This is a genomic window from Spirosoma fluminis (assembly GCF_054778895.1).
Window position 1 is genome coordinate 616,903 of the sequence record NZ_BAAGZD010000004.1, and the last position, 23,664, is coordinate 640,566.

Sequence of the window (23,664 nt, forward strand, 5' to 3'; positions counted from 1 at the left end):
TCTACCGACTAATCGGATTTGGTACCGGTTTTTTATACGCAAAATACCGTTTTAATTTATTGATTGGTCGTTCAAAGGCATACCAAGATAGGGAAGAAATCGCTAATAGTACGCCCAGACTGACAAGTCGGTGCTCCCAGTAATTCAAGGTTGGTGATAGGCCGAATCGGTTAAAAATACGTAATAAAAGGGGAATAATGTAACCTGGTACGATCATGTGGAACACGTAAATGCCATAACTGATACGCCCTACGAATTGCAGCAGGCGGTTGTCGAGTACATACCCAATCGGCCCGGTAAGGCCGACGCTCGCCCACGTCACTACGTAAACCGCAACTATTGAAATCAGAAATCGCTGGAACAAAACCACCAGTAAGTGGTCGGGAGGCAACTGAAGTAAGCTGATAAAACCTACTATTGCCAGCCCGGCAGCCAGTGTCAGCGTTTTACGGTAGCTCGTAAGCAGATCGGGACGGATTAGGCTGATGTAAGCCCAGGTGGCTCCGAGGCCAAACGCATCCAGACTGGCGGGCGTCAGCACACCGTCCAGATCGCCATTCACGTATCCGTACCCCCGAAACGTAATGGCGAATACAATCATACTTGCCAGCAGCCACCGAAGCAGCGACTTGGGTGTCAGCAGAATCAACCAGGGCCAGACCAGATATAACTGTTCTTCGACGCCCAGCGTCCAAAAGGGAGAAAGCAAATCCCCCCAGTTGCCGGTTCGATGCAGCAGGATATTATATCCGTATAAATAATAGTATAGCGGATGCTCGTCGATGTCGGATGCGGCTGGCAAAAAAATCAGGACGGCCGTAATCACCAGGTAATACAGAGGAAAAATGCGCAGCGCCCGCCGGACGAAAAAGTTACGGTACGTAGCGCCCAGGAGGGCTTTTCCCTGATCGATTCGCGAACGGTTTTCGAGTAGAATCCGGGTGATGAGAAAGCCACTGATAACAAAAAAGACCATGACCCCAATGGTGCCGTTGGGGAGCCAGTTGATACCTTCGCCGGTAGGAAACCAATGATAAACGACCACTAACAGCACGGCAAACGTCCTGAGCGCGTCTAACTGTGGCATGTAGCCCGAAGGTAGTTTAAACATGGGTCAGCTGGTTAAACAGACTAATGAGCGTCTCTACACTTTGTTTGGCCGGGTGGCGCTCCAGAATTTTCTGGTTAAGTCGTTTCCCCATCGACTGACGGGTAGCGGGCTGGTCGAGCAACGTCAGGATACGGCTACTCATGGCATCCAGATCCAGATAAGGCACCACAAACCCGCCATCCGCTTCGACCAGTTCGGGCGCTCCGCCAGCACCGTCGAAACACACGACCGGAACTTCGCACAGGCCAGCTTCAAAAACAACCAGCGGGTAGGGGTCTTCCCGTGAACATAAGACGAATACATCAAACCGGCTAACGTAACGTAACACGTCTGGTGTAGGCGGAATCAAGTGAACCCGATCGGCCAGACCGGCTTTTTGAATATCAATGATCAGGTCGTCGTGGAGTGGTCCCGGCGGTACACCCACCCAGACAAAATGAATGGGTTTACCGGCCTGTCGACCAATGACCTGACGAGCAATGGCGATGAACAGATCATTACCTTTCCGCCATTCTGCGTTGCCGCAGCCCCCCACAATGAGCGCATCTTCCGGTAGGCCCAGCGGAGAATAAATAGTCGGCTGCTGCCGGGCCAGTTGAACATTGCGCTCCATCATCGGCGTATCAATGAGCGTGTAAAGCATGATCCGTGCCGGATCAAATCCATGCTGCTGTTCATAATACCGAGCCGTTGCCCTCGATACGGCCAGCAGCCGATTCGTTCGCCGAAGCAAAAATGCCAGCTCATCGGGACGGGTATACATACGTACTGACATAGCCAGCTCATGTACAAACGTAACAACTGGCGTTTGCGCAGGAATGGGTAACTGACCAAACCAGCGGCTACTGGTGACCGTATTGACCAGAATTAGATCGGCCCGATCAATCGCCAGTTGGGCGCTGACTGTCTGCTGATGCGTTGCGGTTTGCTGATTGCGAAATCGCTCCCACAGACCAAGCTTACCCAGCACCTTGTCCATGATTGGCCCAACAACGTACTGGCTAGGCGCGGGCCAGAGGGTAACGGGGCAGATCGCCTTATAATCGGTCAGGAGTGGGCCGCCTTCGCCTAAAAGCAGGTGCATCTGAATGCCCTGCGCTTTCAGCAGGCGCATCAGATTGAGCAGAACGAGCTGTGCGCCTGCGCGGTTTGCATCGTGGCCAATGAGGAGAATGGTCATTCGAAGTGAGGCAGAGCCGTGAACTGCCTTTAGAGAGCTAGTGATAGCTCAGGCGTTGCCAACGGCAGTAAATGGCCGAATCTAGTACGTTTCGTGGCTGGGCTTCGGAAGCTTGCGGGCCGGGTTGCCAATGTAAACGCCCCAGTCATCTGTATCCTTATAAATAGCCGAAGCCATGCCCAGCAACGTACCCGTAGCAATGTGCAAAAAATCGCGAATGGTGCTGTTCACCCCAAAAAAGCAGTACGGCTCAATGACGCAATGTCCCGACATCACTACGTGCGAAGTAAAAAAAACGTGATCTTTAATCTCGCCGTGATGACCGATGTGGTTACCGCTCCAAAGCACCACATTATTACCAATTTTGGTGAAGGGCTGAATGGTGTTGTCTTCCAGAATGAAGCAGTTTTCACCGATTTCGTTACCGAAGGTCGTTGCTTTTGAACTGATGTATGAGATGAATTCGTAGCCTTTCGCTTTAGCATCAAGATAGATACGTTCGCGGTTACGGTTCATTCCTCGTCCGGTCATTGGCGCGAAAAACTTGTATTCCTGGGGTGGAAACAACGTCTCTACGTCTTCGAAGGCAACCAGGGGCAGGCCCCGAAACTCTGTTCCATTCAGATACTCCCGGTTCACCGTAAAGGCGGCTACTTCATGTTCCGAATCATGAGTCAGGTAGAAGTGAGCGAGTTCGGCGGTATCCATCACACCGAAAATAACAATTTTTGCCATGCTGTTAGTGAATGATGAGGTTGGGCGGTTAAGCTGGTCTAGACAATGCGCGCTTTATCGGTCCTGATCGGTACACACTAAACCAGTTCGTAGGCATCCAGCATTGTTTTTACGGTAGCAATGTCGTTAAACATAAGGATATCTAAAATAGACAACCAGGGAACGAACGTATGGCTACCATCAGGCCGCTTGAACTGAGGGTATTCAACCCGCCTGGATTGAATGAAACACAACTCAATGCCCGACTGCGTAAAAGTTGGCTTGTCGTATAGTTCAGTGCCGCCAATCGGATTAATGTATCGGGTCGCCCGTTCCTGCCGACAAATATCGAGAATTCGCTCCTGCGCTTTAAGCTGACCGTTGTTGTACACCGCAGAAGAGGCTACCAGGCGGGTGGTTAACCCTAAGTAGCTGCTCAGTTCAACGAGGCTATTCCAGATCAGTTCGGCAATCGAGTCCGTTGCGAAGTTGATAATTTTTTCGGTTATCGGCATGACTGCACCGTAATGGGGAGCCTTCCGGTACCCCTGTTCAATCGTTTTCAGCAGTTTGCTGCGCCACTTCGGATCGTCGGCGAGATGCACTTCGTTGATTCGCTTATTCTGGCTTGCATCTTTTAAGGGTACCGTAAACAGATATTCCTGCCCGTTGATCAGCAGGCGATTCCGGTTCACCCAACCGCGGTTAATAAACGCTACGTCGTCGTATAACACGAACGTATCCACGGCGTTCATCAACTGCATGTAGCCGATGTAAGGCAAAAAATAGGGCTGCATGATGGCAAGTGTCATACGAATTCAGGTTTGAGCGTGACGTTACGTGTCGGATGGTTTACCGGCGCTACTTCAACTTACGCAGGTAATAATCTTCACCCGGCACGATCACGGCAGTACGCATCGTGGTGTCGGTGCCAAGGCGTACATCGCCGGGCTGAGGGCGAATGACACTTTTCGCGAAAAACAGGTAATCCGCATCTTTCGGGACAGGCCGTAGCCCCTGTTCAAACGGATTGATGGCGATCAGACGACGCGACAGTCGTGGTCCGTAGAGCGGATACTCGTAGTCGTCGTTGATGGTACCCAGGGCTACAGTCGCCGTATCGGGAACAAGCTCGTCAAAGCGTTTGTACGGTGCATAAATATCCGGGCGGCCAAGCGTCATCTGCCGTATGCGATCAGACTGGAACGCTGACGAATACGTATGTCCGTCGGGAGCTGTCCAGCCGAACGGTAAAGCGCGGATGTTCATGAAAACGCTCATCAGTGCTGACATACACCCCAACCCGGTTATCAGCGCTACGTAGCCTTTCCAGATCGTTCGGTTGGGAACGGCCACGGAGGTGCGCGGATGCAAAAACAGTAGGGCAAGAAACGTAACGCCGAACAGACCGGTCTCGATGAAGTAGCGCCCTTTGAACGGGTCGTATGGAGCCGAGTAGGAAAGGGCTGCGAAATGAAGCAGCAAAGCTAAACCCAGAAAGATGTGCGGAGTTGACCGAACGTATCCAATCAGAACCAGAAAGAGCAGCGGAAAAATCAAACCAAAGCCAAAGACACCCCAATAAGGATTGGCATTGTAGAAAACAAACCGACGGTCGAAGGCAAACGGCTGAATCGAAAAATCGGTTTCTTCGTCCAGTCGCATGTGCAATTTATCTTCCAGGGCAACCAGCGGTGTGCGCATGGTATGGTTTACGGATGCCCCAAGCGTTGTGTTACGTATACCATCCAGGTTCACGTGATCGTAGCCATACCGGACAACATTCCGGCTGCCCTGCTCCAGCAGGTTCGTCAGTGAGCCAGCCCGCTCCACGGACTGATGCTTTAAGGCGGTCGGCGGGCCAATGGGATGACCAAAAACTTCAACGTTTTTAAGGTAGCCGGTCGGAAGTGTCCAGAGGCAGATGCCCACCAGAATGGCCGCGGCTAACCGCCAGGTTCTGGTAAAGGTAATCTGCCACGACGATGACAAAAAGACCGTATAGACCATGATAACAAAGACCGAAGGCAGCAGTAGAGCGAAAGTGATCTTATGGCCAAAGGCAATGCCGAACGCCATTCCCGCCAGGTACAGATACCGGTTGTCCTTGGTTTGCTGGTACGTAAACAGCATGTAGAGCAGCACGCTTAGGTAGGCCGTTAAAACAATATCCGTTTCAGTGGTGATCGCCTGCATCAGAAAATCGGGCAGCAGGGCGTACGCCAATGCACAAAAAAAACTAGCCGACAGGTTTTTGCCAATACGCTGTACAATACCGAAAACCGCGACAACGGCAGTCCAGTAACTGAGGTGATGAATAAACTTGAAGCCGTTTTCAAACCGGCCCGTCATCAGAAATGAATAGATCTGAAGCGTACAGACGCTTTTCGGATACGTGTCTATGTTCCAGTTCGTACCACCAAAGTGCCTCATGCTGCCCCGTTGCAGGTACTGCATCACCCGGTTCAGGTGGCCCGTCATGCTATCCCATTCGTTCGGAACGGTGAACAGCACCAGCAACAAGTTAGTAAAGGCAATTACACTTAACGTAATGAGTAAACTGCCGAATACGAACTTCGTATACATCGATAAACTGCCAAACCAATCTGAGAAGGTTCTGAGACTGGTACGTACCAGCTCCGAGATAGAGAAACGCGTCCGCTCGGTTGATAAGCGGTTCAGAATTGCACTCAATACGGTAGCAGTACCAAAAACCGAGACGGCCCAGACAGGAGCGTTAGCCGTTTGATACAACGCGGATAATATAAATCCCGTCAGGATTACACTGCCGGCTCCTAATAAAAAGATAGTCAGTAGCCACTCGGGCAAGGACGGACGGCATATTCGAGCGGCTAACCATCCGAGATAGGCAATAAACAGAAAACCAGAAATAAGGTACAGCAGCGTCATTCGGTCGAATTACTGAAGCATATAGCTCAAGGGGATGAGTTTAACGGCCGGTTGGCTAATGATCAACGTGGTCTACCGCAACAGCTTCATTGACAAGCGTTGCAATCCGGTCGACATCCGCTTCGGCTAAGTCAGGATAAAGTGGGAGACACAACACCCGCAGCGATATGTCTTCGGAGATCGGACAAGACTCGACCGCTCCCGACCGAAGCTGATTTACGAACGGTAAGGTATTGAGCGATGGATAAAAATAGCGCCGGGGCACAATGTCCTGGGCTTTCAGACCATCAACCACCCGCAGCAAGGACTCTTCGGAATCGAAGACAACCGGGTAATAGGCGTAATTGTAGTCAACACCTGGAGCTAACGTCGGACGGCTGATTCGGGTAAAATCAAGCCGGTCGTTATAATAGCCAAATACCTGTTTTCGGGCGGCAATCAGGTCCGGTACTTTCGGCAAAACGCACAGGCCCATGGCCGCGTGAAACTCGGAGTTTTTCGCGTTTATGCCAATGCTGTAGTAATCGTCGTTGCGATGCCCAAACGATCGGTAGAAATGCAGTTTATTCGCCAGTTCATCATCGTTCGTGGCCAGGCAGCCGCCTTCGACGGTATGAAAAACTTTTGTGGCGTGGAAACTACACGTACTGACATCGCCGTAGCTTAAGATAGATTGCCCCTGGTAATTAGCGCCGAAAGTGTGGGCTGCGTCGTAGATAACTTTTAGCTTGAAGCGCTCGGCAATGGCCTGAATCTGCTCAATCCGGCAGGCGTTACCATACACGTGGGTAGCCATGATGGCCTGCGTATTTTGGGTGATCAGCGGTTCAATCTTATCCGGATCAATGCAGAAATCATCCGGACGGATGTCGGCAAATACGGGCGTACAGCCTTCCCACAACAAGGCATTCGTGGTAGCAACGTAGGAAAAAGGCGTAGTAATTACTTCCTTGGTAATGTCGAGCGCTTTCAGGGCCATCTGAAGAACGATCGTTCCGTTGGAGCAGAACTTCAGGTGTTTCACACCCAGATACTCCTTCAACTGATCTTCAAGCTGGCGGAGCAGAGGACCGTCATTCGTCAGGTGAACACGCTCCCAGATACCCGACAGGTATTTGGTGTATTCGTCTAAGTCCGGCAGGTATGATTTGGTGACGTTAATCATGGATTGTCTTCACGGGAACGCTCATCTTTTTTTCAGGATTCAGGAGTATATTCGCCGAAACGCTGAAAATAGCTGAGCTGTACATTCATTTTACAGGAACCTCCTCCAGCATTTCCATCTGGAACGGAAACTGGGGACGTACGTAGCCCGGCCATTTTCCGTACCAGGCAATGCCTTCGCGGTAGTCCTCAACATCAAAGGTAATACCCTCATCCATAACATAAAGCGGAGTAACGGTATCCTTCACAATCATTACGGAAATCGTATACGTACCGTCGTTCAGGAAATAGCCGGGAATGGTGCATTCACCGACAATCAACCCTTTTCCGTAGGGTTGCGACTGAGTACCAACGTTAAAAATGCATTCGCCGGTTAACGAATTAAGGTGCAGGCTTAGGTTTAAATTAGCGCGTTCCATCATGTTCCAGAACTCGAATCGCACTTTCATCGGTGTCCGAACATCAATGGTCGTTAAGTCATCCTGGTATTCCGGAATCAACTCAATCCGACGAACGCGCACAAGATCGTTGCCAGGAGCATCTTCGGGGTTATCCCAATGGCGGGTCAGCCGCGTCTTCGATACTTTGCTCAGGTACGAGGCAATAACCTGGTTGGTTTCGCCCTGCTCAATCAACTGGCCCCGCTCAAAATACAAGGTCTTGTTGCAGAGTGCCTGTACCGCCGTCAAGTTATGGCTAACGAAAATAACGGTCCGGCCGCTTGCCGAGTTGTCGCGCATTTTGCCCAGGCTCTTTTTCTGGAACTCCGCATCACCCACGGCCAGTACCTCATCGACGATCATGATTTCAGGGTCGAGGTGGGCCGAAATGGCGAAGCCCAGCCGTACGTACATGCCCGACGAATAGCGTTTAACGGGGGTGTCGAGAAACTTTTCGACACCGGCAAAGGCCACGATCTCGTCAAACTGTTTACGGATTTCGCTCCGGGTCATTCCAAGCAGCGACCCGTTGAGGTAGATGTTTTCGCGACCGGTCAATTCCGGGTGAAAACCGGTGCCAACTTCGAGCAGGCTGGCTACTCGTCCGCGAATGCGAACACTACCGGTAGTTGGTTCAATAATTTTACTCAGGATCTTGAGCATGGTCGACTTACCGGCTCCATTATGGCCGATGATACCAACGCGATCGCCTTGCTCAATGGAAAAACTTACGTCACGCAAGGCCCAGAACTCTTCCCGGGTTATTTCAGTCTGCTGCTTTCCTTTTCCGAATAGCTGCCGGAAGTTTTCTGAAATTACATCCCGGAGCGTGGTCGAGCCCTTGCCTTTCTGGTGGTCAATGATGTATTGCTTACTTATATTTTCGACAGTAATGACGGACATAGTAATTATGACTTACGATTAGCCGAGTATGGTGGATGATGAGTCTTCATATCAGGTCAATATCCTGCCCCATACCGCGATCATAAATCGTTAAATATCATCGACAAAGGTGTTTTCGCGTTTGCGAAAGAAATAAATGGATATAGCCAGGCAAACCCCGACAATCGCAACGGAAGTCAGTAGGCTCCGGGGGTTAAAGTACGCATTTTCTCCCAACAAAGACCAACGAAACCCGTCAATAATGCCAACCAACGGATTCAGGATGTACAGTGAATACCAGGATTCATTGGCTACAAGTCGGCTACTGTAAGCAATCGGGCAGGCGTAGAATCCAACCTGCACCAAAAATGGAATCAACTGCCCAACGTCGCGGAATCGCACGTTGATGACAGCAAAAAATAGTCCAAACGCAAACGAGGCTAATACTGCCAGCAATATGAACACAGGCGCAAGCAGAATGTGCCAATCCGGAACGAATCGGTACCAGATAGCCAGCAAAATAAAGAGACCCAGCGACACCAAAAAGTCAATGAAGCTAACCGCGATCGAACTGATGGGCATGATCAAACGCGGGAAATAGACTTTGGTGACCAGATTTGAGTTCAACGTAACGCTGTTGCTGATCTGGGTAAACGCGGTTGAAAAAAACGTCCAGACGGTAATACCGCCCAATACCATAAGCGGGTAAGGAACACCGGGATCGGCGGGCAGCTTGGCAATTTTGCTGAACACGAACACCATGATCAGCATCGTCGTTAATGGGCGAATCAGACCCCAGGCCGTGCCAAGGGCGGTCTGTTTGTAACGTACCGACACGTCGCGCATGGACAAGATATACATCAACTCGCGGTTGCGCCATAAATCTCGCCAATAATGCCGCTCAGCGCGACCGGGTTCAATAATTACTTCGTGCGTTTTCATGGCAGTGGGTGGTGCCGTTCGATAATGGTCTGTTCTGCAATTTGGTCTGGTGGTGGCTGAAAGGTCGGTTACCCTTCCTGCATAATCGAGCGATACGTTTCGCGCAGAAAGACGATAATGATTGACAGAATCAGCCCTAATGCGATGCCCGCCTGCATACCAACCTGCGTTTTTATCTCCTTATACAGCGGAAAGGCTACCGGCTCCAGAATGGTAAATAAAGGCGCTTCACGAATCAGCGACAACCGCATATTATCCGCGCTTTGCAGGGCCTGGTAATATAGCGTTGTCAGGAACGTAGAATTACGGGTCAATCGGTTTTCCATAATCCGCCCCTGCGCAACGACTACCTGCTGATTTTGGTCCATGTACTTAGCCAGCCGATTTTCTGTTCCGCTCAGGATACGGGCGATCGAGTCGGCCCGGGAATTCAGCAGATCGAACATCTCACGCGTTTTCTTGGTTTGCTTTTTCCGATAATCCTCTTCGATCGTTGTGAGGTGTTTGGTAATGAAGTGGGCGGCCAGCATCTCATCCTGCATACCGCAGCGAAGCTCCATAAACGAGGATTTTCGTTCGGGTTGCGTAACCCCCATTTCTGATTTGATGCGGGTGTAAATGTCCGACATCACCCGTTGTTCCAGCTTGGTGTACTCGACTGGCTCTTTGCTTTTCTTGAAGTAAAAGGCTCGAAGGGTATCATCTTCTTCCCACTCTTCATCCCGAATTCCACTGTGACGGATGTAATAGTTCACCAACAGCGTGTCTTTGCCGTTGATCGTATCCCGTTTCATCAACGTTTTTTCGACTACGGGTCTCGATTTGGCGTAGATCAGGAAGTTGTCCCCCACAAAGATGTTCGCATCTGCGGCACCCTGACTCAGACCAAATGCACTGGCCAGCGCGCCCAATTCGCCGAAGCTGCTCCCTGATGAACCACCCCCGAGGTTGAAGAGCATCGTGGCACTATAAATAGGCGCTTTTTTGTGGGTCAGATCGTAAGCAAGACCGATGGTGCCGCCAATCGCCGTCAATATGAGCAGAAGCTTCCAGTTCCGGCGGGCAACATCCTTTAGTTTAAGAATACGTACTACAACCGACTTCGGCGAAATTTGATCGGGGGGCAAGGGCCGACCCGTTGCCAGGACGTCAGCATTACTGTTTATCGGATTTGTTGGAGTCATAGCAATGTTAGATTATCGTCCTACCCGACTTAAGGCGATGACCAGGCCAATTACTGATAAGAGCGACGAAATAGTACCAGCTGTTGAGCTAAGAATTTGCTGTGGCGTGAGAGGAACAGAAGTCTTCTTCGGAATCACAACCTCGGCACCTGGCTCAACACGCGGATACACGTTGAAGAACATGAATTTACGGGTGCGGTCGATCGAGCCGTTTGCGTAAATTACGAATGATTTCCGGCGCTGTGATTTAGCGGTAAATCCACCCGACTGCGAAATGTAATCCTGGAAGGTTTGGTTGGGGCGGTACTTAACCGTCGTGGGCAGCAATACCTCGCCCTGAATCCGCACCGTTTCGAGCAGTTTCGGGATACGTAACAGATCGCCTTCCTGGACCAGAATATCCTCGGAAGAACCAGGCTTAGCCAAAATCTTTTTCAGGTTGATTCCGATCGACTCTGGCTTGTCGGAAGACACGCTATCTGTTTCTACGGTAACCTGGCCAATACTGGCTGCATCAGCTACATCCTCCAGGGACTGTTTCCGACGCGCAACTTCGTCGGCACTGAGTCTTACGCGCCGAACCAGCGTTGCCCCTTCCACATAGGCCTGTGGAGTAAGGCCCCCGGCTAAAGTAACCAGATCAGAAATTTTCTGGTCTTTGCTGCGGATCGCGTACGAACCAGGGACGATAACCTCGCCTTCGATGTTGGCGTACGTCTGAACCAGGTAATTCGGCGACCGACGGACGATAACCTGATCGAAAGGCTCCAGGATAAACCGGTTCTCATCCGAATTAATCGACAGATCACGGTTAACATTGAACCGGTGAATTTCGGCTACCTGCGCCGAAGCGGAGCGTGGGTCGACATCCTTCTTCCGCCGAACCACTTCGACCAGCGAAGCGGCTGCTGATTCTTTTAATCCACCGGCGCGGAGTAAGGCATCGTTCAGCGACATGTTCGCCATGTACTGAATGTTTTCGTCGGGATAGTTGACTTCGCCCATCACCGAAACTTTAGCCTGCTCGGTCAGATCAAAGCGCGATGGAATAATAATCTGGTCTTCGCGCTGAAGCGTTACGTCGGGTTCTGTACCGGCCAGGATGTTGGCTAAGTTGACGGTTATGTTCTCGATGGCCAGGTCTTCGCGGGTCCGGACAATATTAACCCGGCCCGTAAAGGCATCACCTTTTAGGCCCTCGGCAGTGCTAATCAGTTTCTTTAGGGTCTGGTTGTTATCAAGTGAGTACTGCCCCGGCCGGTAAACTGCTCCCTCAATCGTAATCTGGTTCTCGAAACGATCCAGAAGCTGTTCGACCGTAACCAGGTCGCCATCCTGCATCTTAAAGGTTTTAAACTCGGAAGCCGTTACGTCAATCACTTTACGTTCGCGATCGGTCAGGCGCGTTACTTTAACCCGGCTTTTGTAAGCGTTAGCCGCGAAGTCACCGGCGTAGAAGAGAAGCCGATCGAGCGTTTCGTTCGGCATCATCTCAAAAATATTGTTTCGTTTAACAGTACCGGAAATTTCGACCCGTGTCAGATACGTAGTAAACCGGATGTTGTCGTTATCCTGTAGCCGGAAGTCGTTGCGCTGCGTACCGTTCAGCAGGTAATCATACAGATCCAGCGTAGCAATAGCCCGGTTATTACGGATCAGCTGCACCCGCCGGAAGGAACCGAGTTCATTGGGGCCACCCGCCTGATAAATGGCGTTCATCGCCGTCGATAGGGAGGAGAGTGTGTACGTGCCCGGCCGAACCGCATCGCCCGTTATAGTTACGCGTATGCTCCGGATAGCGCCCAGAGAAACCTCTAAAAATGTATTTTTAGGGCCGTAGGATGAGGACCGCAACCCCACAAATTTAGTGGCCAGCCGACTTTCGATTCGGGCTTTGGCCTGCTCTACCGACAGCCCTAATACAGAGACCGGACCAATCCCCGATTGATTGGCGAAGTAAACCGCTCCTTCGGGTGAAACTGTCTGCGAATAATCAACCTCCGAATAGCCGTAGATGCGGATATTCAACTGATCGCCGGGCCCGACGATGTAGTTCCGGGGAGTCGCAATATTTATGTTGGGCTCAAACGAAGCCGCCACGTCGGGGTCATTAAATATCGAATAGCCGAAGAGTTTTCGACGCGTTTCTTCACGTTCCTGGCGACGCGCCCGCTCGTAGCCATCTTCGATCACCTCTTTATCCGTCTGTGGACCCCGGTCGGTGGTGTCTGCCGGATCAACGGCGGTTTGACTGCGTCCGGTCGGATTCGTTCGGAGTGGGTTGTTGGTCGGTTGCGATGTTGTACGACCGGTACGTACGTTACGTCCCGGAATTTGTCCACCCGCCTGGTTGATCTGCTGCTGAATATTGGCTGGTAGATTACTGGTGTTAACTCCACCGGGCAACGTAGCGCTTCGGCCAGACTGGGTTGAGGTGGCCGGTGATGAGCCGGATCGAACGGCACCGGGCGAGGCTGTGCCTGTACCAGCGGGGGCAGGGGCAATCTGGGCTTGCGTGATGAAGCCCGTTACGGATAGCAGCAAAGCCGTAATGCCTGTACAAATTCGACGTTGAAAAAGAGCCCTTGCGGTATGAAAAGAATTTAGGGGAAAGTCGTGAATAATTCGCAAATTTTGCATATTTTTAAGATGTCGAACAGCTTCTGCGGCAATAAAGGCGAAGACTTGTATCTAACGACATTTTAGGTCTTATAGTACAAAGCACAGTTCAGCTGGCAAAGTAAACGAACTTTTGTCGGATTGCGAACAGTTTTCTATTCAGCGGAAACATTTATTGCCTTGCTTGAGCAGGGTATGATTTTTCCGATGTTCGTCAAATACACACGTTAAGCCAGCCGCTTTCATAAAGTCTATTATTCACTATTCCTGTATGGCAGAATTGACAAATCAACCCGTTCAATACAATGAAGATAGTATCCGCTCACTCGATTGGCGGGAACACATTCGTCTCCGGCCGGGTATGTATATCGGTAAACTCGGCGATGGTTCAGCGGCTGATGATGGGATCTATGTTCTGCTCAAGGAAACCATTGACAACTGTATTGATGAGCACGTCATGGGCTTCGGCAAGATCATTGATATTCGCGTAACGGATCACCGCGTCGAAGTTCGTGACTATGGCCGGGGTATTCCATTGGGCAAAGTCGTTGAGGTTGTTTCCAAGATAAACACTGGTGGCAAATACGACTCAGGGGCCTTTCAGAAATCGGTAGGCCTGAACGGCGTTGGTACGAAAGCCGTCAATGCCTTGTCGACGTATTTTCGGGTTCAGTCGTTTCGGGACGGACGTGCCGTGTGGGCTGAGTTTGAACGGGGCGAACTTAAACAGCAGGGTGAAGAAACTACCAGCGAACGGAACGGAACGCTGATCTGCTTCGAACCCGACGACACCGTCTTTAAGCATTTTCATTATATACCGCAGTATCTGGAGAACATGATCTGGAACTACTGCTACCTCAATGCCGGACTGACGATTGCGTTTAACAAGCAGAAATACATATCGCAGAATGGCCTGCTGGATCTGCTCCGTAATAAGACGGATGAAGATTCGCTACGTTACCCAATCATTCACCTGAAAGGCAATGACCTGGAGATTGCCCTAACACATGGCAACCAATACGGGGAAGAGTACTACTCATTCGTGAACGGGCAGTACACCACGCAGGGCGGTACGCACCTCAACTCTCTCAAAGAGGCCGTGGTTGAAACGGTACGTAAACACTTTGACAAGAACTACGAAACTACCGACATCCGGGCCAGCATCATTGCGGCCATCAGCATTCGCGTGCAGGAACCGGTATTTGAGTCGCAGACCAAAACAAAGCTGGGTTCGGTAAACATGTCGCCGGAGGCCAATGCGCAGTCAGTCAATTCGTTTGTTAAGGATTTCGTTAAAGAACGGTTAGACGATTTTCTGCACATGAACCCGACCATTCGTGACGCGCTAAAAAAGCGGATCGAGCAATCGGAGCGGGAACGCAAGGAACTCGCCGGCATCAAGAAACTGGCCAATGATCGTGCCAAAAAAGCAAGTCTGCACAACAAAAAACTTCGTGACTGCCGCAACCACCTGCCTGACGTAAAAGCGGACGATCGGTACCAGTCGACGTTGTTCATTACTGAAGGCGATTCAGCCAGCGGTTCAATTACAAAGTCCAGAAATGTGCAGTCGCAGGCGGTGTTCAGCCTGCGGGGTAAACCGTTGAATTGCTACGGCCTTACCAAGAAGGTTGTGTACGAAAACGAAGAGTTCAACCTTCTTCAACACGCGCTGGACATTGAAGAAGGGTTAGAAGGGCTACGCTATAATCGGATTGTCATCGCGACTGATGCGGATGTCGATGGGATGCACATCCGGCTGCTGATGCTGACGTTTTTCCTTCAGTTTTTTCCGGATCTGGTACGTAACGGACACCTGTATATTCTGGAAACGCCCCTGTTCCGCGTGCGAAACCCGAAAAACCACAAGGAAACTACTTATTGCTATTCCGAAGAGGAAAAGCAGACGGCTATCAATAAGCTGATGAAAAGTGGCAAGAAAGTAGAGATTACGCGGTTCAAAGGCTTAGGCGAGATTTCACCCGAAGAGTTCGGTTTGTTCATCGGTGAAAATATGCGGCTTGAGCCGGTGATTATGGAGAAAGAAACGTCGGTACCCAAGCTATTGAGCTACTACATGGGCAAAAATACACCCGACCGCCAGCGCTTTATTATCGACAATCTGCGGATTGAGAAAGATGTTGACGAAGCGGCATTAGTTTAGCCAATTGTTTGCAGTAGGCATCAGGCAGTGTACTTTTGTGGTACACTGCCTGATGCCTACTGCAAAGGCTGCACTTTTTGACTGATGACTCTCGAATCGCTCCGTAACAACATTGACGCCCTGGATGACCAACTGCTGCTGCTGCTGAACAAGCGCATGGAACTGGTCCGAAAAGTGGGTGAACTGAAACGGTCTACCAATACGGTTATCTATCGCCCCGAGCGCGAAAAACAAATTCTTGATCGGCTGCATAACCAAAATGATGGTCTGCTGAATCGCCCCGCCATCGAAGCCATTTTTCTGGAAATATTTGCCGTATCGCGTAACCTCGAACTGCCGGAGCGAGTAGCCTACCTGGGTCCAGAGGGAAGTTTCACGCATCAGGCCGCCGAAAGCCGGTTTGGAGCAATGAGCGCCTACATGACCCTGCCTACGATCCGCTCGGTATTCGAAAGCGTCGAAACCGGGCGTGTTCGGTTCGGAGTGGTACCCATTGAAAACAATCAGGAAGGGATTGTGCTGGAGACCATTGATCTGCTCCTTGAAAAGGACCTGACCATTGCCGCCGAGGCTCAGATTCCCGTACATTTTACGTTTGCTACAAAAACGGAAAATCTGGCCGAGATTACGCACATCTACTCTAAAGACATCGCCTTTCGGCAGTGCAGCAAGTTTCTGAACGATACGTTCGACGGATTACAGGCTGAACTGGTGCCCGTTGAATCGACCTCAAAGGCGGCCAAACTAGCCGCGCAGCAACCCACCGCAGCGGCCCTCTGTTCGAACATCGCAGCCAAGTTGTTTGATGTTCCGGTGTTATTCGACAACATCGGCGATAGTGATCTGAACCGGACGCGATTTCTGATTTTGGCGAAGAATTTTGTCAACCAGCCCAGCGGGCATGATAAGACGACCATCATTGCCCGGCTGCCGAATACGGAAAAACCGGGGGTACTGGCCGAATTTCTGCAGGAGTTCAACGCCCGTGGCATCAACTTAACCAAAATCGAAAGCCGTCCCCTGCGCGAAGGTGCTACGTTCCGGTACTGGTTTTTGATCGAATGTGAGGGTCATGCCAACGAACCCGCCTTGCAGGAGATCTTAAATCACCACGCGGCTGAGGTTAAACTGCTGGGCAGTTACGTACGCACAGCGTAACAGAGTTAGTTTTTTGGGGGCGATTTTTCGGCCTGGATGCGATCCGCAATCCGCCGTCCTAGTTGTTCACCCCATTCCCGGCCGATGCTGGCCGATTCCTGCATGATGGCCGGAAGTTCGCGGATGGATTTCTGACCAAGTGGCGATTTGTAGAAAGCTAATAGCTCCTTGATTTCATCATGGGTGTAATGCTTCTCGTACACAGGAATCAGCCTATTGATCAGGTCCTGGTAGTTCGCTTCCTTTTCAACACCAGTCCAGAAACTCTCCGGAAGGCCGGTATTCGCTTTTTTAAAGGTTTCAACGAACCGACTCATCGACTGCTCCATCAGGGAGGTTGTGCCCATCATGGTCATAAGCTGACGAATATCATCCTGCTTGGTGGGTGCGCTTTGAGCAGATGCGTGAAAGCTAATCAAGGCGAGGCATAGGAAGGCAAAGAACTGACGCATAAGGCTGAGTTTTTAGGTTAACAAAACTACTGATTCCTGTTTACTGTTTATTAAGGGTAAAAAGAGAAAACTCACAGGCGCGTATGGAAGCCAACGAAAAAACAGATAAGATTGTCGATGCCCGGATGAAACTCAAACGTCGGTTTGAGGAGAAAATGGCGCAGACACCATCAATGACGGACGAAAAACCACGCGGGTCAGGGGCACCGAACCGCCACGGAATGCCAACGGTACCCATTGGGCAGACCGTCACCGCGAAGTGGCCGGTACTGGATTTAGGGTATCAGCCCAGCATTCCACTTGATAAGTGGCAACTTAATATTGATGGCGAAGTAAACAGCCCGGTACGGTTAAAGTGGGAAGACCTGATGGCGTTGCCGCAGGTTGAGGATGTAAGCGACTTTCACTGCGTGACCACCTGGTCGCGGTTAGATGTTCCCTGGGTAGGTGTCCGCTTTATGGATCTGGCCGCTTTAGTCGATCCAAAAGGCACCGCTACCCACGTAATGTGCTACGGCTACGATGGCTACTCGACCAACGTATCCTTGGAAGAAGCGCTCAAGCCCGACGTTCTGCTGGTGCACACCGCCGACGGTCAGCCGCTGGCTAAAGAACATGGCGGACCGCTACGAATGATTACGCCCCAATTATACGCCTGGAAGGGAGCGAAATGGATAAAGCGTATCGAGTTTCTGGCTAAAAATCAATTGGGCTTCTGGGAAGAACGCGGCTACTCGAATACGGCGTACCCGTGGCGTAACGACCGGTATTCCTGAAAGGGAAGAAGGGAGGAAAGGAACAAAGGAGAAGTCTTTGCTTCCCTGCTTGTCTCTCTTCTCGTTCCCTTAGCTTTCTATAAACCCGTAACAAAGCATGTGACAGATGGTCATCTGGGCGTCTTCAACCCGTCCGTAATGCTCATCCTGGATAACGATGGATTCGTGGGCAAGATCTGCCAGCCTGCCCCGCTTACCTCCAACCAGGGCGATGGTAGTCAGGCCATGGTTGTTCGCCCACTCGACCGCTTTAACCAGATTTGGGGAATTGCCGCTTACGCTGAGTGTTAGCACCAGGTCGCCGGGCCGGGCGTAATTCTGAAGTTGCTGAGCGTATACATCTTCATACGAGTAATCATTACCCAGGGCGGTAATCCACGATAGATTCTCGTTGAGTGACAGGCAGTGAAAACGTTTGCCCATCTTGTCGGATGCACTTTTGCCAAGATCCGTAATGAAGTGGGATACGTTCGATGCGCTGCCACCGTTGCCAAACGCGAACAACTGCCGATCATCTTGCCAGCACTGTTTGATGAGCGAACTAAGGTGTTCTACGCGGTCCAGCGGAATGGCATCGTAAGCCGCTTTCTGGCGATCAATATAAGCCTGGAAGTAATCGGTATTCATTTCCTATACGTAGCATTTGGTTCAAACAGAAGACTGCGTTTAGCGAACTAACGACAAGGCACCGGTCGGTACTGCATCTTCCCGCAGTTTCGCAAGGAGCACAATGGGAGTAGGTTGAAAAGCGCTCATTACGAATCGGGGTAAGGCGTGGCGAACCGCAGTCCGCAGTGGCTCGCCAAGCAACGAAAGCCCACCGCCCAGGACAATCGCGTCGGGATGGAACAGGTGGACGACATGCGATAAGCCTAGCGCCAGTACCGAACCGATCTGCTCGATAAGCATTCGGGCCACGGGGTCACTGGCTTCGTAAGCCGGGTGCAGGAACCGGGCTTCTTTACCTATGTCCCCGGCAGCATGGGCGTCGAAAACAAGTCGTTTCAACGGAGAATCGTCAGGAAGCTGCGGAAGCAACTCCCGAATCTGTTTATCGACCGCCCAGCCCGATACGGTTTGTTCAATCGTCTGACCCGGCGTGGATTCGCCCGGCGGAACGAGCCATAGATGGCCGATCTCGGCTTCGCCGGGCGTGGCTCCGTGGTAAATCTGTTTGTCAATCACCATGCCCCCGCCGACTCCGCTGCCTAACGTACTGTAAAATACGTGACGAAAACCGGTGGCAACCCCGTGTCGGGCTTCAGCCAGGGCGGCTACGTTGGCATCATTCTCAACCCGTACGGTTACGCCCGGAATCCGCTCCTGGAGCCAGCCCGTCATATCGAACCCTGACCAGCCGCCAACCTGATGCGACGTCGCGATACGTCCACTTGTCCAGTCGACCGGTCCGCCAAAGCCAACGCCAATGGCGCGGGGGGCTTCTGGTAGCTGTTGTAATACGTCCGAAATATGGGTTAAAATCCCATCCGCGCCCTTTGCCGGGTCAACCTCAAAGCGGAATCGTTGAACAAGCTGACCCTGCTCGTTGTCGGTTACCAATTGCAGCTTCGTGCCGCCTATTTCAATGCCAAGATTCATAGCTGATCAGATTGGTACTGCCCGTTGTGGTAGCACCAACCGCAATTTATTTCCGACGGCTCATTGTAGCACGACCCAGATAAATTTCGTCGCCTTTCAGGGAAATCTTTGTATAAAAGTTGTAGCCATTTTGAATATACCGTAGCATCACCTGCGTAGTCTGTGTTGGCTGCGCGTAGGCTTTCGTAGCGGCTACCAGAATTTGATCGCCGTTGACAATGGCGCGCACGAAAGGCAAATCCCGTGTTTTGATCTGATTGGCGTTATACTTAATCCAGGTTTTTCCACCGTCGTACGAACAGTCCGTATTTTCGTTCAGGTACGTTTCCCGGCCATTGAACATATTGCCGTGGTGCTTGAAAAGCCGCCAGAGGCCGTGGATATAATGTTCGTAACACGCATAGTTCCGATCGTTGGCCAACCCCTTTAACGCAGGGTCAGTGGGAGAGGGCTGATCGGGGGTAAGATCTTTTTGGTCGTCCCAGAATAGAACACCGTACGCGCCGGTGAACCAGTAAAAGGTGGCCATACCTTCGGCAACGGCTGGCGGAGCCGGGTGCTCGGCCTTACCGCTGTTGGGGAACTCACTGTTTTGGGTATTAAAGACCCAATGCCAGGCAATCCGTTTTTTGGGAGACAGCTTGCGATTCACTTCCTGTTCACCCAGTAGGGCCCCCAACCAGTGGCGGTCGGCATCGTTGGTATGGCGGGCCGTATAGTCAAATTCGGGGTATAAATAGTACGTACCGGGCATTTGAAAATCGGCGTAATCGGCAAACGTTTTCCCGATAAGGTTGTCTGGCATACCACGCTGTCGGCTGGTGGTGGTGTGTTGAGCGGGGGTGCTCCATAGCCAATCTGCCGCCGCCGTGTAGTCTTCAGCCCGCGAGTAACCGTAGCTATTATGCGGCACCGGAGCGATGGAGCCAATCTCGGTCTGCGGACTTACGTTTTCCTTCAGCGTTTTCATCATGAAGGTATAGAGGTTCACCTGCTCCTGCTGATTTTCCCGGCTGGCTCCTTCGTTCTCAATATCCAGAAATATCTTGCTGAAACTGCTTTTCATGCCTCCCGGTGGACAGTCTCCGAAGCCCACGCAGCCGCCCTGCAATTCCATTGATGCCTGATAAAGCGTGTTGCGGGTGGCGCGGGCACCCGGTGCGCTCTTGTAAAGAACATCCTTGGCGTATTGGCTATTACGTGCCCAGCCCAGCCCGAACGAGTTGGCGAAATAATCCTGATACAGGATCAGCGCTCGCTGGCTCTGCTTGAGACTGCTTCTCCAGTCTTTCGCCGGAAAGCCGTCAGTCCAGATTTCTACGCGGGGAATCATCCGAGTTTGCTCGACGGACGAAAAGCCGCGCCGGAAGAGTTTGCCGGGGTCCTGCTGGAGGTGTAGGTTACGGCCCGCTCCGCAGAAAGTGACGGTCTTTGTCACTGGCAGGCTGAAGTCGCTAACCACATCAATATTATAATACCCTTTACGGGTCGTGGGGGCGAACCGGGCGCGGGGTGTTGGAGTAAGTGCGGTAGGCGCAGGTAATGGCTCCTGCAGTTGTACGCCTTCCGGAACGGGCGGACCAGCCTGGCGGGTGAACCAGAACCCTAGACCAGCCAGACCAGCTACCAGCGAGGATACGATTACTTTCATTAAACGAGTTAAGTTACTTGCCGAATAAAGGGTATAAGAAAACCATTAGCCAGCAAGTTTCAACGGCTGACGAACGACTAAAACATTACGTTATTCATCAATATACCGTTTCGTAATCGGCTGATACGAGTCGATACGTCGATCACGGAAATATGGCCAGGTAGTCCGGTATTTCTCCGACAAGCCCAGATCAACTTCCTGCACATGCACCAACTCTTGGTCGTGCGGAGCCAGATACAATAAGGAACCAAACGGATTGGCCACGAACGAGCCACCCCAGAACTGCTGGTCAGCCTCTCGTCCAACCCGGTTAACTGCTACGACGTGTACGCCGTTCGCGATGGCGTGGCTGCGCTGAATGGTCTGCCAGGCGTTGTATTGCTCCTCATTTTGTTTCGGATCGGGCTCGTTGGTATCCCAGCCAATAGCCGTCGGGTAAAAGAGAATTTCAGCCCCCATCAGCGACGTAATGCGGGCCGCTTCGGGATACCATTGGTCCCAGCAGATAAGCACCCCAATCCGGGCGAATTTGGTGTCAAACACCTTGTAACCCAAATCGCCGGGAGTGAAATAGAATTTTTCGTAATAACCCGGATCATCCGGAATGTGCATTTTGCGGTACTTCCCCAGATACGTACCGTCCGCGTCCAGCACAGCGGTTGTATTGTGATAAAGCCCCTGCGCCCGTTTCTCGAATAGCGACGCAATAATAACGACGCCCAGTTCGCCCGCTACCTGCCCTAGCCGTTCGGTAGTTGGCCCCGGAATGGCTTCGGCTAAGCTGAAATTATGATGATCTTCGACATCGCAGAAGTACAGCGATGTGAACAGTTCCTGCAAACAAACAATCTGAGCTCCTTTCTGAGCGGCTTCACGGATACCAGTTATAGCTTTCTGGATGTTCGACTCGACATCGGCCGAGCAACTCATCTGCACTAAACCAATCGATACGTTCTTAGACATGCGACAAAAATAGGCCGTTCTATACTGACAATGCCTATTCTCAACAAAAGTCTTAGTAGCTGGGTTCGACCGAGGCTTTTTTGTGCTTAGATTGTAGGCGCAGGTGTTCGTTTGTATTCCGAATCCCTATTCTTGATAAACTTGCGCCTTAGACGACAAACCCGAAATCCTATGACCTCTCGCAGAACTTTCCTGCACACAGCCGCTCTGACGAGTGCGGCCGCTACGTTATCGCCGAATGTATTACTAGCCGCTACACGTCCGGCTAAAGACCGCTTGGGGGTAGCCCTGGTTGGACTGGGTTACTACAGTACCGATCTATTAGCGCCTGCGCTTCAGAAAACCAAGAATTGCTACCTGGCCGGCCTTGTAACGGGCACGCCTGCTAAAGCCGAGAAATGGAAAAAGCAGTACAACATTCCTGATAAAAACATCTACTCGTACCAGACGTTCGATCAGATCGCCAACAACCCCGACATTGACGTCGTATACGTAGTGCTGCCACCCTCCATGCATGAAGAGTATGTCATCAGGGCCGCCAAAGCGGGTAAGCACGTCTGGGTAGAGAAACCGATGGCCGTTACGGCGAAAGAATGTCAGAACATGATTGATGCCTGCGCCAAAAACAAGCGCTCTCTGGCGGTTGGCTACCGGCTGCACCATGATCCTAATACACAGGAATACGTTAAAGTGCTGCGCGACGGACAAATCGGAAAGATTCAGATGGTGAGTTGTGCCGCTGGCTACTACGACGCCCGAACCGATCACTGGAAACAAAAAAAAGAAATGGGCGGGGGCGTCATGTACGATATGGGCGTCTACGTATTACAGGGGGCGCGGTTAGCAACCGGCGAAGAACCCATTGCCGTTACGGCCCAGCAATACACATCGCGGCCCGATGTGTATAAAAATGGTCTGGACGAAACGTCAATGGTGCAGCTTGTTTTTCCGAGCGGAGCCCGCGCTTCGGTAGAGTCGAGTTACGGAATGAACATGAACTACCTGCACGTAACGGGCAGCAAAGGGACGTTGCACATGGAGCCTTACTCGGCCTACAACGGTGTAAAAGGCCAATGGAACGGTAATCTGATTAATCATCCCTACGAAATGCCCTGGCAGCAAGCTAAGCAAATGGATGACGATGCGGAGTCCATCATGAAAAACAAGCCGATGCTCGTACCGGGTGAAGAGGGTCTGCGTGATATAAAAATAGTAGAAGCGATCTACCAGGCCGCCCGGAGCGGACGCGAGGTGAAAATTGCCTGAGAAGCGGTTCGAGGGAGCCCCTTGATAGAGAGTCATAAGTTGTCTGGTCTGTAAGGTATTACCATGGATAATGTTTTAGTTGTACGATACGACTGTTTTTAGTCTGGTATATAAAGTTGAGGTTGGAGTTTGGCCGGGCCCTTCGATTTGATTTATTTCGCCTGACAACTCAGGCCATTATGCAACCCGCCGACTTTACGCAACTACCCGCCCAACAGCAACTCGACACGCTTTACTTTGCCGGCGATATTTTGGCAAACCGGTACGAAGGTGATACCATCTTTCTGTTGTACAACCTGCGTGACTTTTACGTAGAACTTTGCTACGACGCATATAACAGTCAGCTCAATCAGGTAACGGCTTTTCGCGATACAGACAAACTAAACCCGTATCTGCCGTATCTGGCCTGATCCCTGCCAACGTAGTGTATAAGGATACTGTATATAGATAATCGCCCCGACCTGCGCAGGTCGGGGCGATTTGTGTATA

At 51.3% G+C, this 23,664-nt stretch carries 20 protein-coding genes; 5 read left to right on the forward strand and 15 right to left on the reverse strand.

The annotated features are described in order from the left end of the window. Position 1: 1 nt before the first annotated feature. The 10 genes from ACYVBJ_RS08145 to ACYVBJ_RS08190 all read right to left on the reverse strand — a co-directional run bounded on the left by ACYVBJ_RS08145 (position 2) and on the right by ACYVBJ_RS08190 (position 13,071). Positions 2–1,111, reverse strand: a complete 1,110-nt coding sequence (locus tag ACYVBJ_RS08145) for an acyltransferase family protein (protein WP_460981794.1) — start codon at positions 1,109–1,111, stop codon at positions 2–4. Next, on the reverse strand, positions 1,104–2,291 hold the full coding sequence (locus tag ACYVBJ_RS08150; RefSeq protein ID WP_460981795.1) for a glycosyltransferase family 4 protein: 1,188 nt from the start codon (positions 2,289–2,291) through the stop codon (positions 1,104–1,106). Before ACYVBJ_RS08150 ends, ACYVBJ_RS08145 begins: the two co-directional genes overlap by 8 nt. Positions 2,292–2,372: 81 nt before the next feature. Continuing rightward, the gene (locus ACYVBJ_RS08155; protein WP_460978561.1) at positions 2,373–3,026 is read right to left on the reverse strand and encodes an acetyltransferase; all 654 of its coding nucleotides are present in this window, start codon (positions 3,024–3,026) and stop codon (positions 2,373–2,375) included. Positions 3,027–3,103: 77 nt separating this feature from the next. Then, positions 3,104–3,817, reverse strand: coding sequence for a WbqC family protein (locus tag ACYVBJ_RS08160; protein ID WP_460981796.1), 714 nt, complete (start codon positions 3,815–3,817; stop codon positions 3,104–3,106). Positions 3,818–3,866: 49 nt separating this feature from the next. Continuing rightward, positions 3,867–5,915 carry an ArnT family glycosyltransferase gene (locus ACYVBJ_RS08165; RefSeq protein WP_460981797.1) on the reverse strand — a complete coding sequence of 683 codons (2,049 nt, stop codon included), beginning with the start codon at positions 5,913–5,915 and terminating at the stop codon, positions 3,867–3,869. A 55-nt stretch (positions 5,916–5,970) separates the two neighbouring features. Further along, positions 5,971–7,080 (reverse strand): DegT/DnrJ/EryC1/StrS family aminotransferase, encoded by a 1,110-nt coding sequence (locus ACYVBJ_RS08170; RefSeq protein WP_460981798.1) that lies wholly within the window; start codon positions 7,078–7,080, stop codon positions 5,971–5,973. Between the two features lie 85 nt (positions 7,081–7,165). Beyond that, positions 7,166–8,422, reverse strand: coding sequence for an ABC transporter ATP-binding protein (locus tag ACYVBJ_RS08175; RefSeq protein WP_460981799.1), 1,257 nt, complete (start codon positions 8,420–8,422; stop codon positions 7,166–7,168). Positions 8,423–8,512: 90 nt separating this feature from the next. Then, complete coding sequence (locus ACYVBJ_RS08180) at positions 8,513–9,343, reverse strand: ABC transporter permease (protein ID WP_460981800.1); 831 nt, start codon at positions 9,341–9,343, stop codon at positions 8,513–8,515. Between the two features lie 68 nt (positions 9,344–9,411). Then, on the reverse strand, positions 9,412–10,527 hold the full coding sequence (locus ACYVBJ_RS08185; RefSeq protein WP_460981801.1) for a hypothetical protein: 1,116 nt from the start codon (positions 10,525–10,527) through the stop codon (positions 9,412–9,414). Positions 10,528–10,539: 12 nt separating this feature from the next. Beyond that, positions 10,540–13,071, reverse strand: coding sequence for a polysaccharide biosynthesis/export family protein (locus ACYVBJ_RS08190; RefSeq protein WP_460981802.1), 2,532 nt, complete (start codon positions 13,069–13,071; stop codon positions 10,540–10,542). Positions 13,072–13,417: 346 nt separating this feature from the next. On the opposite strand from ACYVBJ_RS08190, the gene ACYVBJ_RS08195 reads away from it, so the two are divergent. Beyond that, a complete protein-coding gene (locus ACYVBJ_RS08195) occupies positions 13,418–15,310 on the forward strand; it encodes a DNA topoisomerase IV subunit B (protein ID WP_460981803.1) in 1,893 nt (630 codons plus the stop codon). A gap of 84 nt (positions 15,311–15,394) precedes the next feature. Next, the gene (gene pheA / locus ACYVBJ_RS08200) at positions 15,395–16,468 is read left to right on the forward strand and encodes a prephenate dehydratase (protein ID WP_460981804.1); all 1,074 of its coding nucleotides are present in this window, start codon (positions 15,395–15,397) and stop codon (positions 16,466–16,468) included. Positions 16,469–16,473: 5 nt separating this feature from the next. Here the strand turns inward: pheA and ACYVBJ_RS08205 are convergent, their stop codons facing one another. Next, positions 16,474–16,920, reverse strand: a complete 447-nt coding sequence (locus tag ACYVBJ_RS08205) for a DUF2059 domain-containing protein (RefSeq protein ID WP_460981805.1) — start codon at positions 16,918–16,920, stop codon at positions 16,474–16,476. An 83-nt stretch (positions 16,921–17,003) separates the two neighbouring features. On the opposite strand from ACYVBJ_RS08205, the gene ACYVBJ_RS08210 reads away from it, so the two are divergent. Further along, positions 17,004–17,696 (forward strand): sulfite oxidase-like oxidoreductase, encoded by a 693-nt coding sequence (locus ACYVBJ_RS08210; protein ID WP_460981806.1) that lies wholly within the window; start codon positions 17,004–17,006, stop codon positions 17,694–17,696. Positions 17,697–17,765: 69 nt separating this feature from the next. On the opposite strand, the gene ACYVBJ_RS08215 is transcribed toward ACYVBJ_RS08210, so the two are convergent. The 4 genes from ACYVBJ_RS08215 to ACYVBJ_RS08230 form a co-directional block, all read right to left on the reverse strand. Further along, positions 17,766–18,323, reverse strand: a complete 558-nt coding sequence (locus tag ACYVBJ_RS08215; protein ID WP_460981807.1) for a D-sedoheptulose-7-phosphate isomerase — start codon at positions 18,321–18,323, stop codon at positions 17,766–17,768. A gap of 39 nt (positions 18,324–18,362) precedes the next feature. Then, positions 18,363–19,295 carry an ROK family protein gene (locus ACYVBJ_RS08220; RefSeq protein ID WP_460981808.1) on the reverse strand — a complete coding sequence of 311 codons (933 nt, stop codon included), beginning with the start codon at positions 19,293–19,295 and terminating at the stop codon, positions 18,363–18,365. Positions 19,296–19,341: 46 nt separating this feature from the next. After that, a complete protein-coding gene (locus ACYVBJ_RS08225) occupies positions 19,342–20,946 on the reverse strand; it encodes a hypothetical protein (RefSeq protein WP_460981809.1) in 1,605 nt (534 codons plus the stop codon). Between the two features lie 90 nt (positions 20,947–21,036). Further along, entirely contained in the window at positions 21,037–21,909 is an 873-nt protein-coding gene (locus ACYVBJ_RS08230) for a carbon-nitrogen hydrolase (RefSeq protein ID WP_460981810.1), read from the reverse strand. Between the two features lie 171 nt (positions 21,910–22,080). Here ACYVBJ_RS08230 and ACYVBJ_RS08235 point away from each other — a divergent pair, with 171 nt between their 5' ends. Beyond that, entirely contained in the window at positions 22,081–23,175 is a 1,095-nt protein-coding gene (locus ACYVBJ_RS08235; protein ID WP_460981811.1) for a Gfo/Idh/MocA family protein, read from the forward strand. Positions 23,176–23,354: 179 nt separating this feature from the next. After that, on the forward strand, positions 23,355–23,585 hold the full coding sequence (locus tag ACYVBJ_RS08240; RefSeq protein ID WP_460981812.1) for a hypothetical protein: 231 nt from the start codon (positions 23,355–23,357) through the stop codon (positions 23,583–23,585). Positions 23,586–23,664: the final 79 nt, after the last annotated feature.

What these genes read in the sequence shown, in the direction of transcription:
- ACYVBJ_RS08185 (WP_460981801.1), bottom strand. Translation starts at nt 10,527, where the DNA reads ATGACTCCAACAAATCCGATAAACAGTAATGCTGACGTCCTGGCAACG.
- ACYVBJ_RS08180 (WP_460981800.1), bottom strand. Translation starts at nt 9,343, where the DNA reads ATGAAAACGCACGAAGTAATTATTGAACCCGGTCGCGCTGAGCGGCAT.
- ACYVBJ_RS08230 (WP_460981810.1), bottom strand. Translation starts at nt 21,909, where the DNA reads ATGTCTAAGAACGTATCGATTGGTTTAGTGCAGATGAGTTGCTCGGCC.
- ACYVBJ_RS08235 (WP_460981811.1), top strand. Translation starts at nt 22,081, where the DNA reads ATGACCTCTCGCAGAACTTTCCTGCACACAGCCGCTCTGACGAGTGCG.
- ACYVBJ_RS08165 (WP_460981797.1), bottom strand. Translation starts at nt 5,915, where the DNA reads ATGACGCTGCTGTACCTTATTTCTGGTTTTCTGTTTATTGCCTATCTC.
- ACYVBJ_RS08220 (WP_460981808.1), bottom strand. Translation starts at nt 19,295, where the DNA reads ATGAATCTTGGCATTGAAATAGGCGGCACGAAGCTGCAATTGGTAACC.
- ACYVBJ_RS08170 (WP_460981798.1), bottom strand. Translation starts at nt 7,080, where the DNA reads ATGATTAACGTCACCAAATCATACCTGCCGGACTTAGACGAATACACC.
- ACYVBJ_RS08205 (WP_460981805.1), bottom strand. Translation starts at nt 16,920, where the DNA reads ATGCGTCAGTTCTTTGCCTTCCTATGCCTCGCCTTGATTAGCTTTCAC.
- ACYVBJ_RS08155 (WP_460978561.1), bottom strand. Translation starts at nt 3,026, where the DNA reads ATGGCAAAAATTGTTATTTTCGGTGTGATGGATACCGCCGAACTCGCT.
- pheA (WP_460981804.1), top strand. Translation starts at nt 15,395, where the DNA reads ATGACTCTCGAATCGCTCCGTAACAACATTGACGCCCTGGATGACCAA.
- ACYVBJ_RS08240 (WP_460981812.1), top strand. Translation starts at nt 23,355, where the DNA reads ATGCAACCCGCCGACTTTACGCAACTACCCGCCCAACAGCAACTCGAC.
- ACYVBJ_RS08160 (WP_460981796.1), bottom strand. Translation starts at nt 3,817, where the DNA reads ATGACACTTGCCATCATGCAGCCCTATTTTTTGCCTTACATCGGCTAC.
- ACYVBJ_RS08175 (WP_460981799.1), bottom strand. Translation starts at nt 8,422, where the DNA reads ATGTCCGTCATTACTGTCGAAAATATAAGTAAGCAATACATCATTGAC.
- ACYVBJ_RS08195 (WP_460981803.1), top strand. Translation starts at nt 13,418, where the DNA reads ATGGCAGAATTGACAAATCAACCCGTTCAATACAATGAAGATAGTATC.
- ACYVBJ_RS08145 (WP_460981794.1), bottom strand. Translation starts at nt 1,111, where the DNA reads ATGTTTAAACTACCTTCGGGCTACATGCCACAGTTAGACGCGCTCAGG.
- ACYVBJ_RS08210 (WP_460981806.1), top strand. Translation starts at nt 17,004, where the DNA reads ATGGAAGCCAACGAAAAAACAGATAAGATTGTCGATGCCCGGATGAAA.
- ACYVBJ_RS08150 (WP_460981795.1), bottom strand. Translation starts at nt 2,291, where the DNA reads ATGACCATTCTCCTCATTGGCCACGATGCAAACCGCGCAGGCGCACAG.
- ACYVBJ_RS08215 (WP_460981807.1), bottom strand. Translation starts at nt 18,323, where the DNA reads ATGAATACCGATTACTTCCAGGCTTATATTGATCGCCAGAAAGCGGCT.
- ACYVBJ_RS08225 (WP_460981809.1), bottom strand. Translation starts at nt 20,946, where the DNA reads ATGAAAGTAATCGTATCCTCGCTGGTAGCTGGTCTGGCTGGTCTAGGG.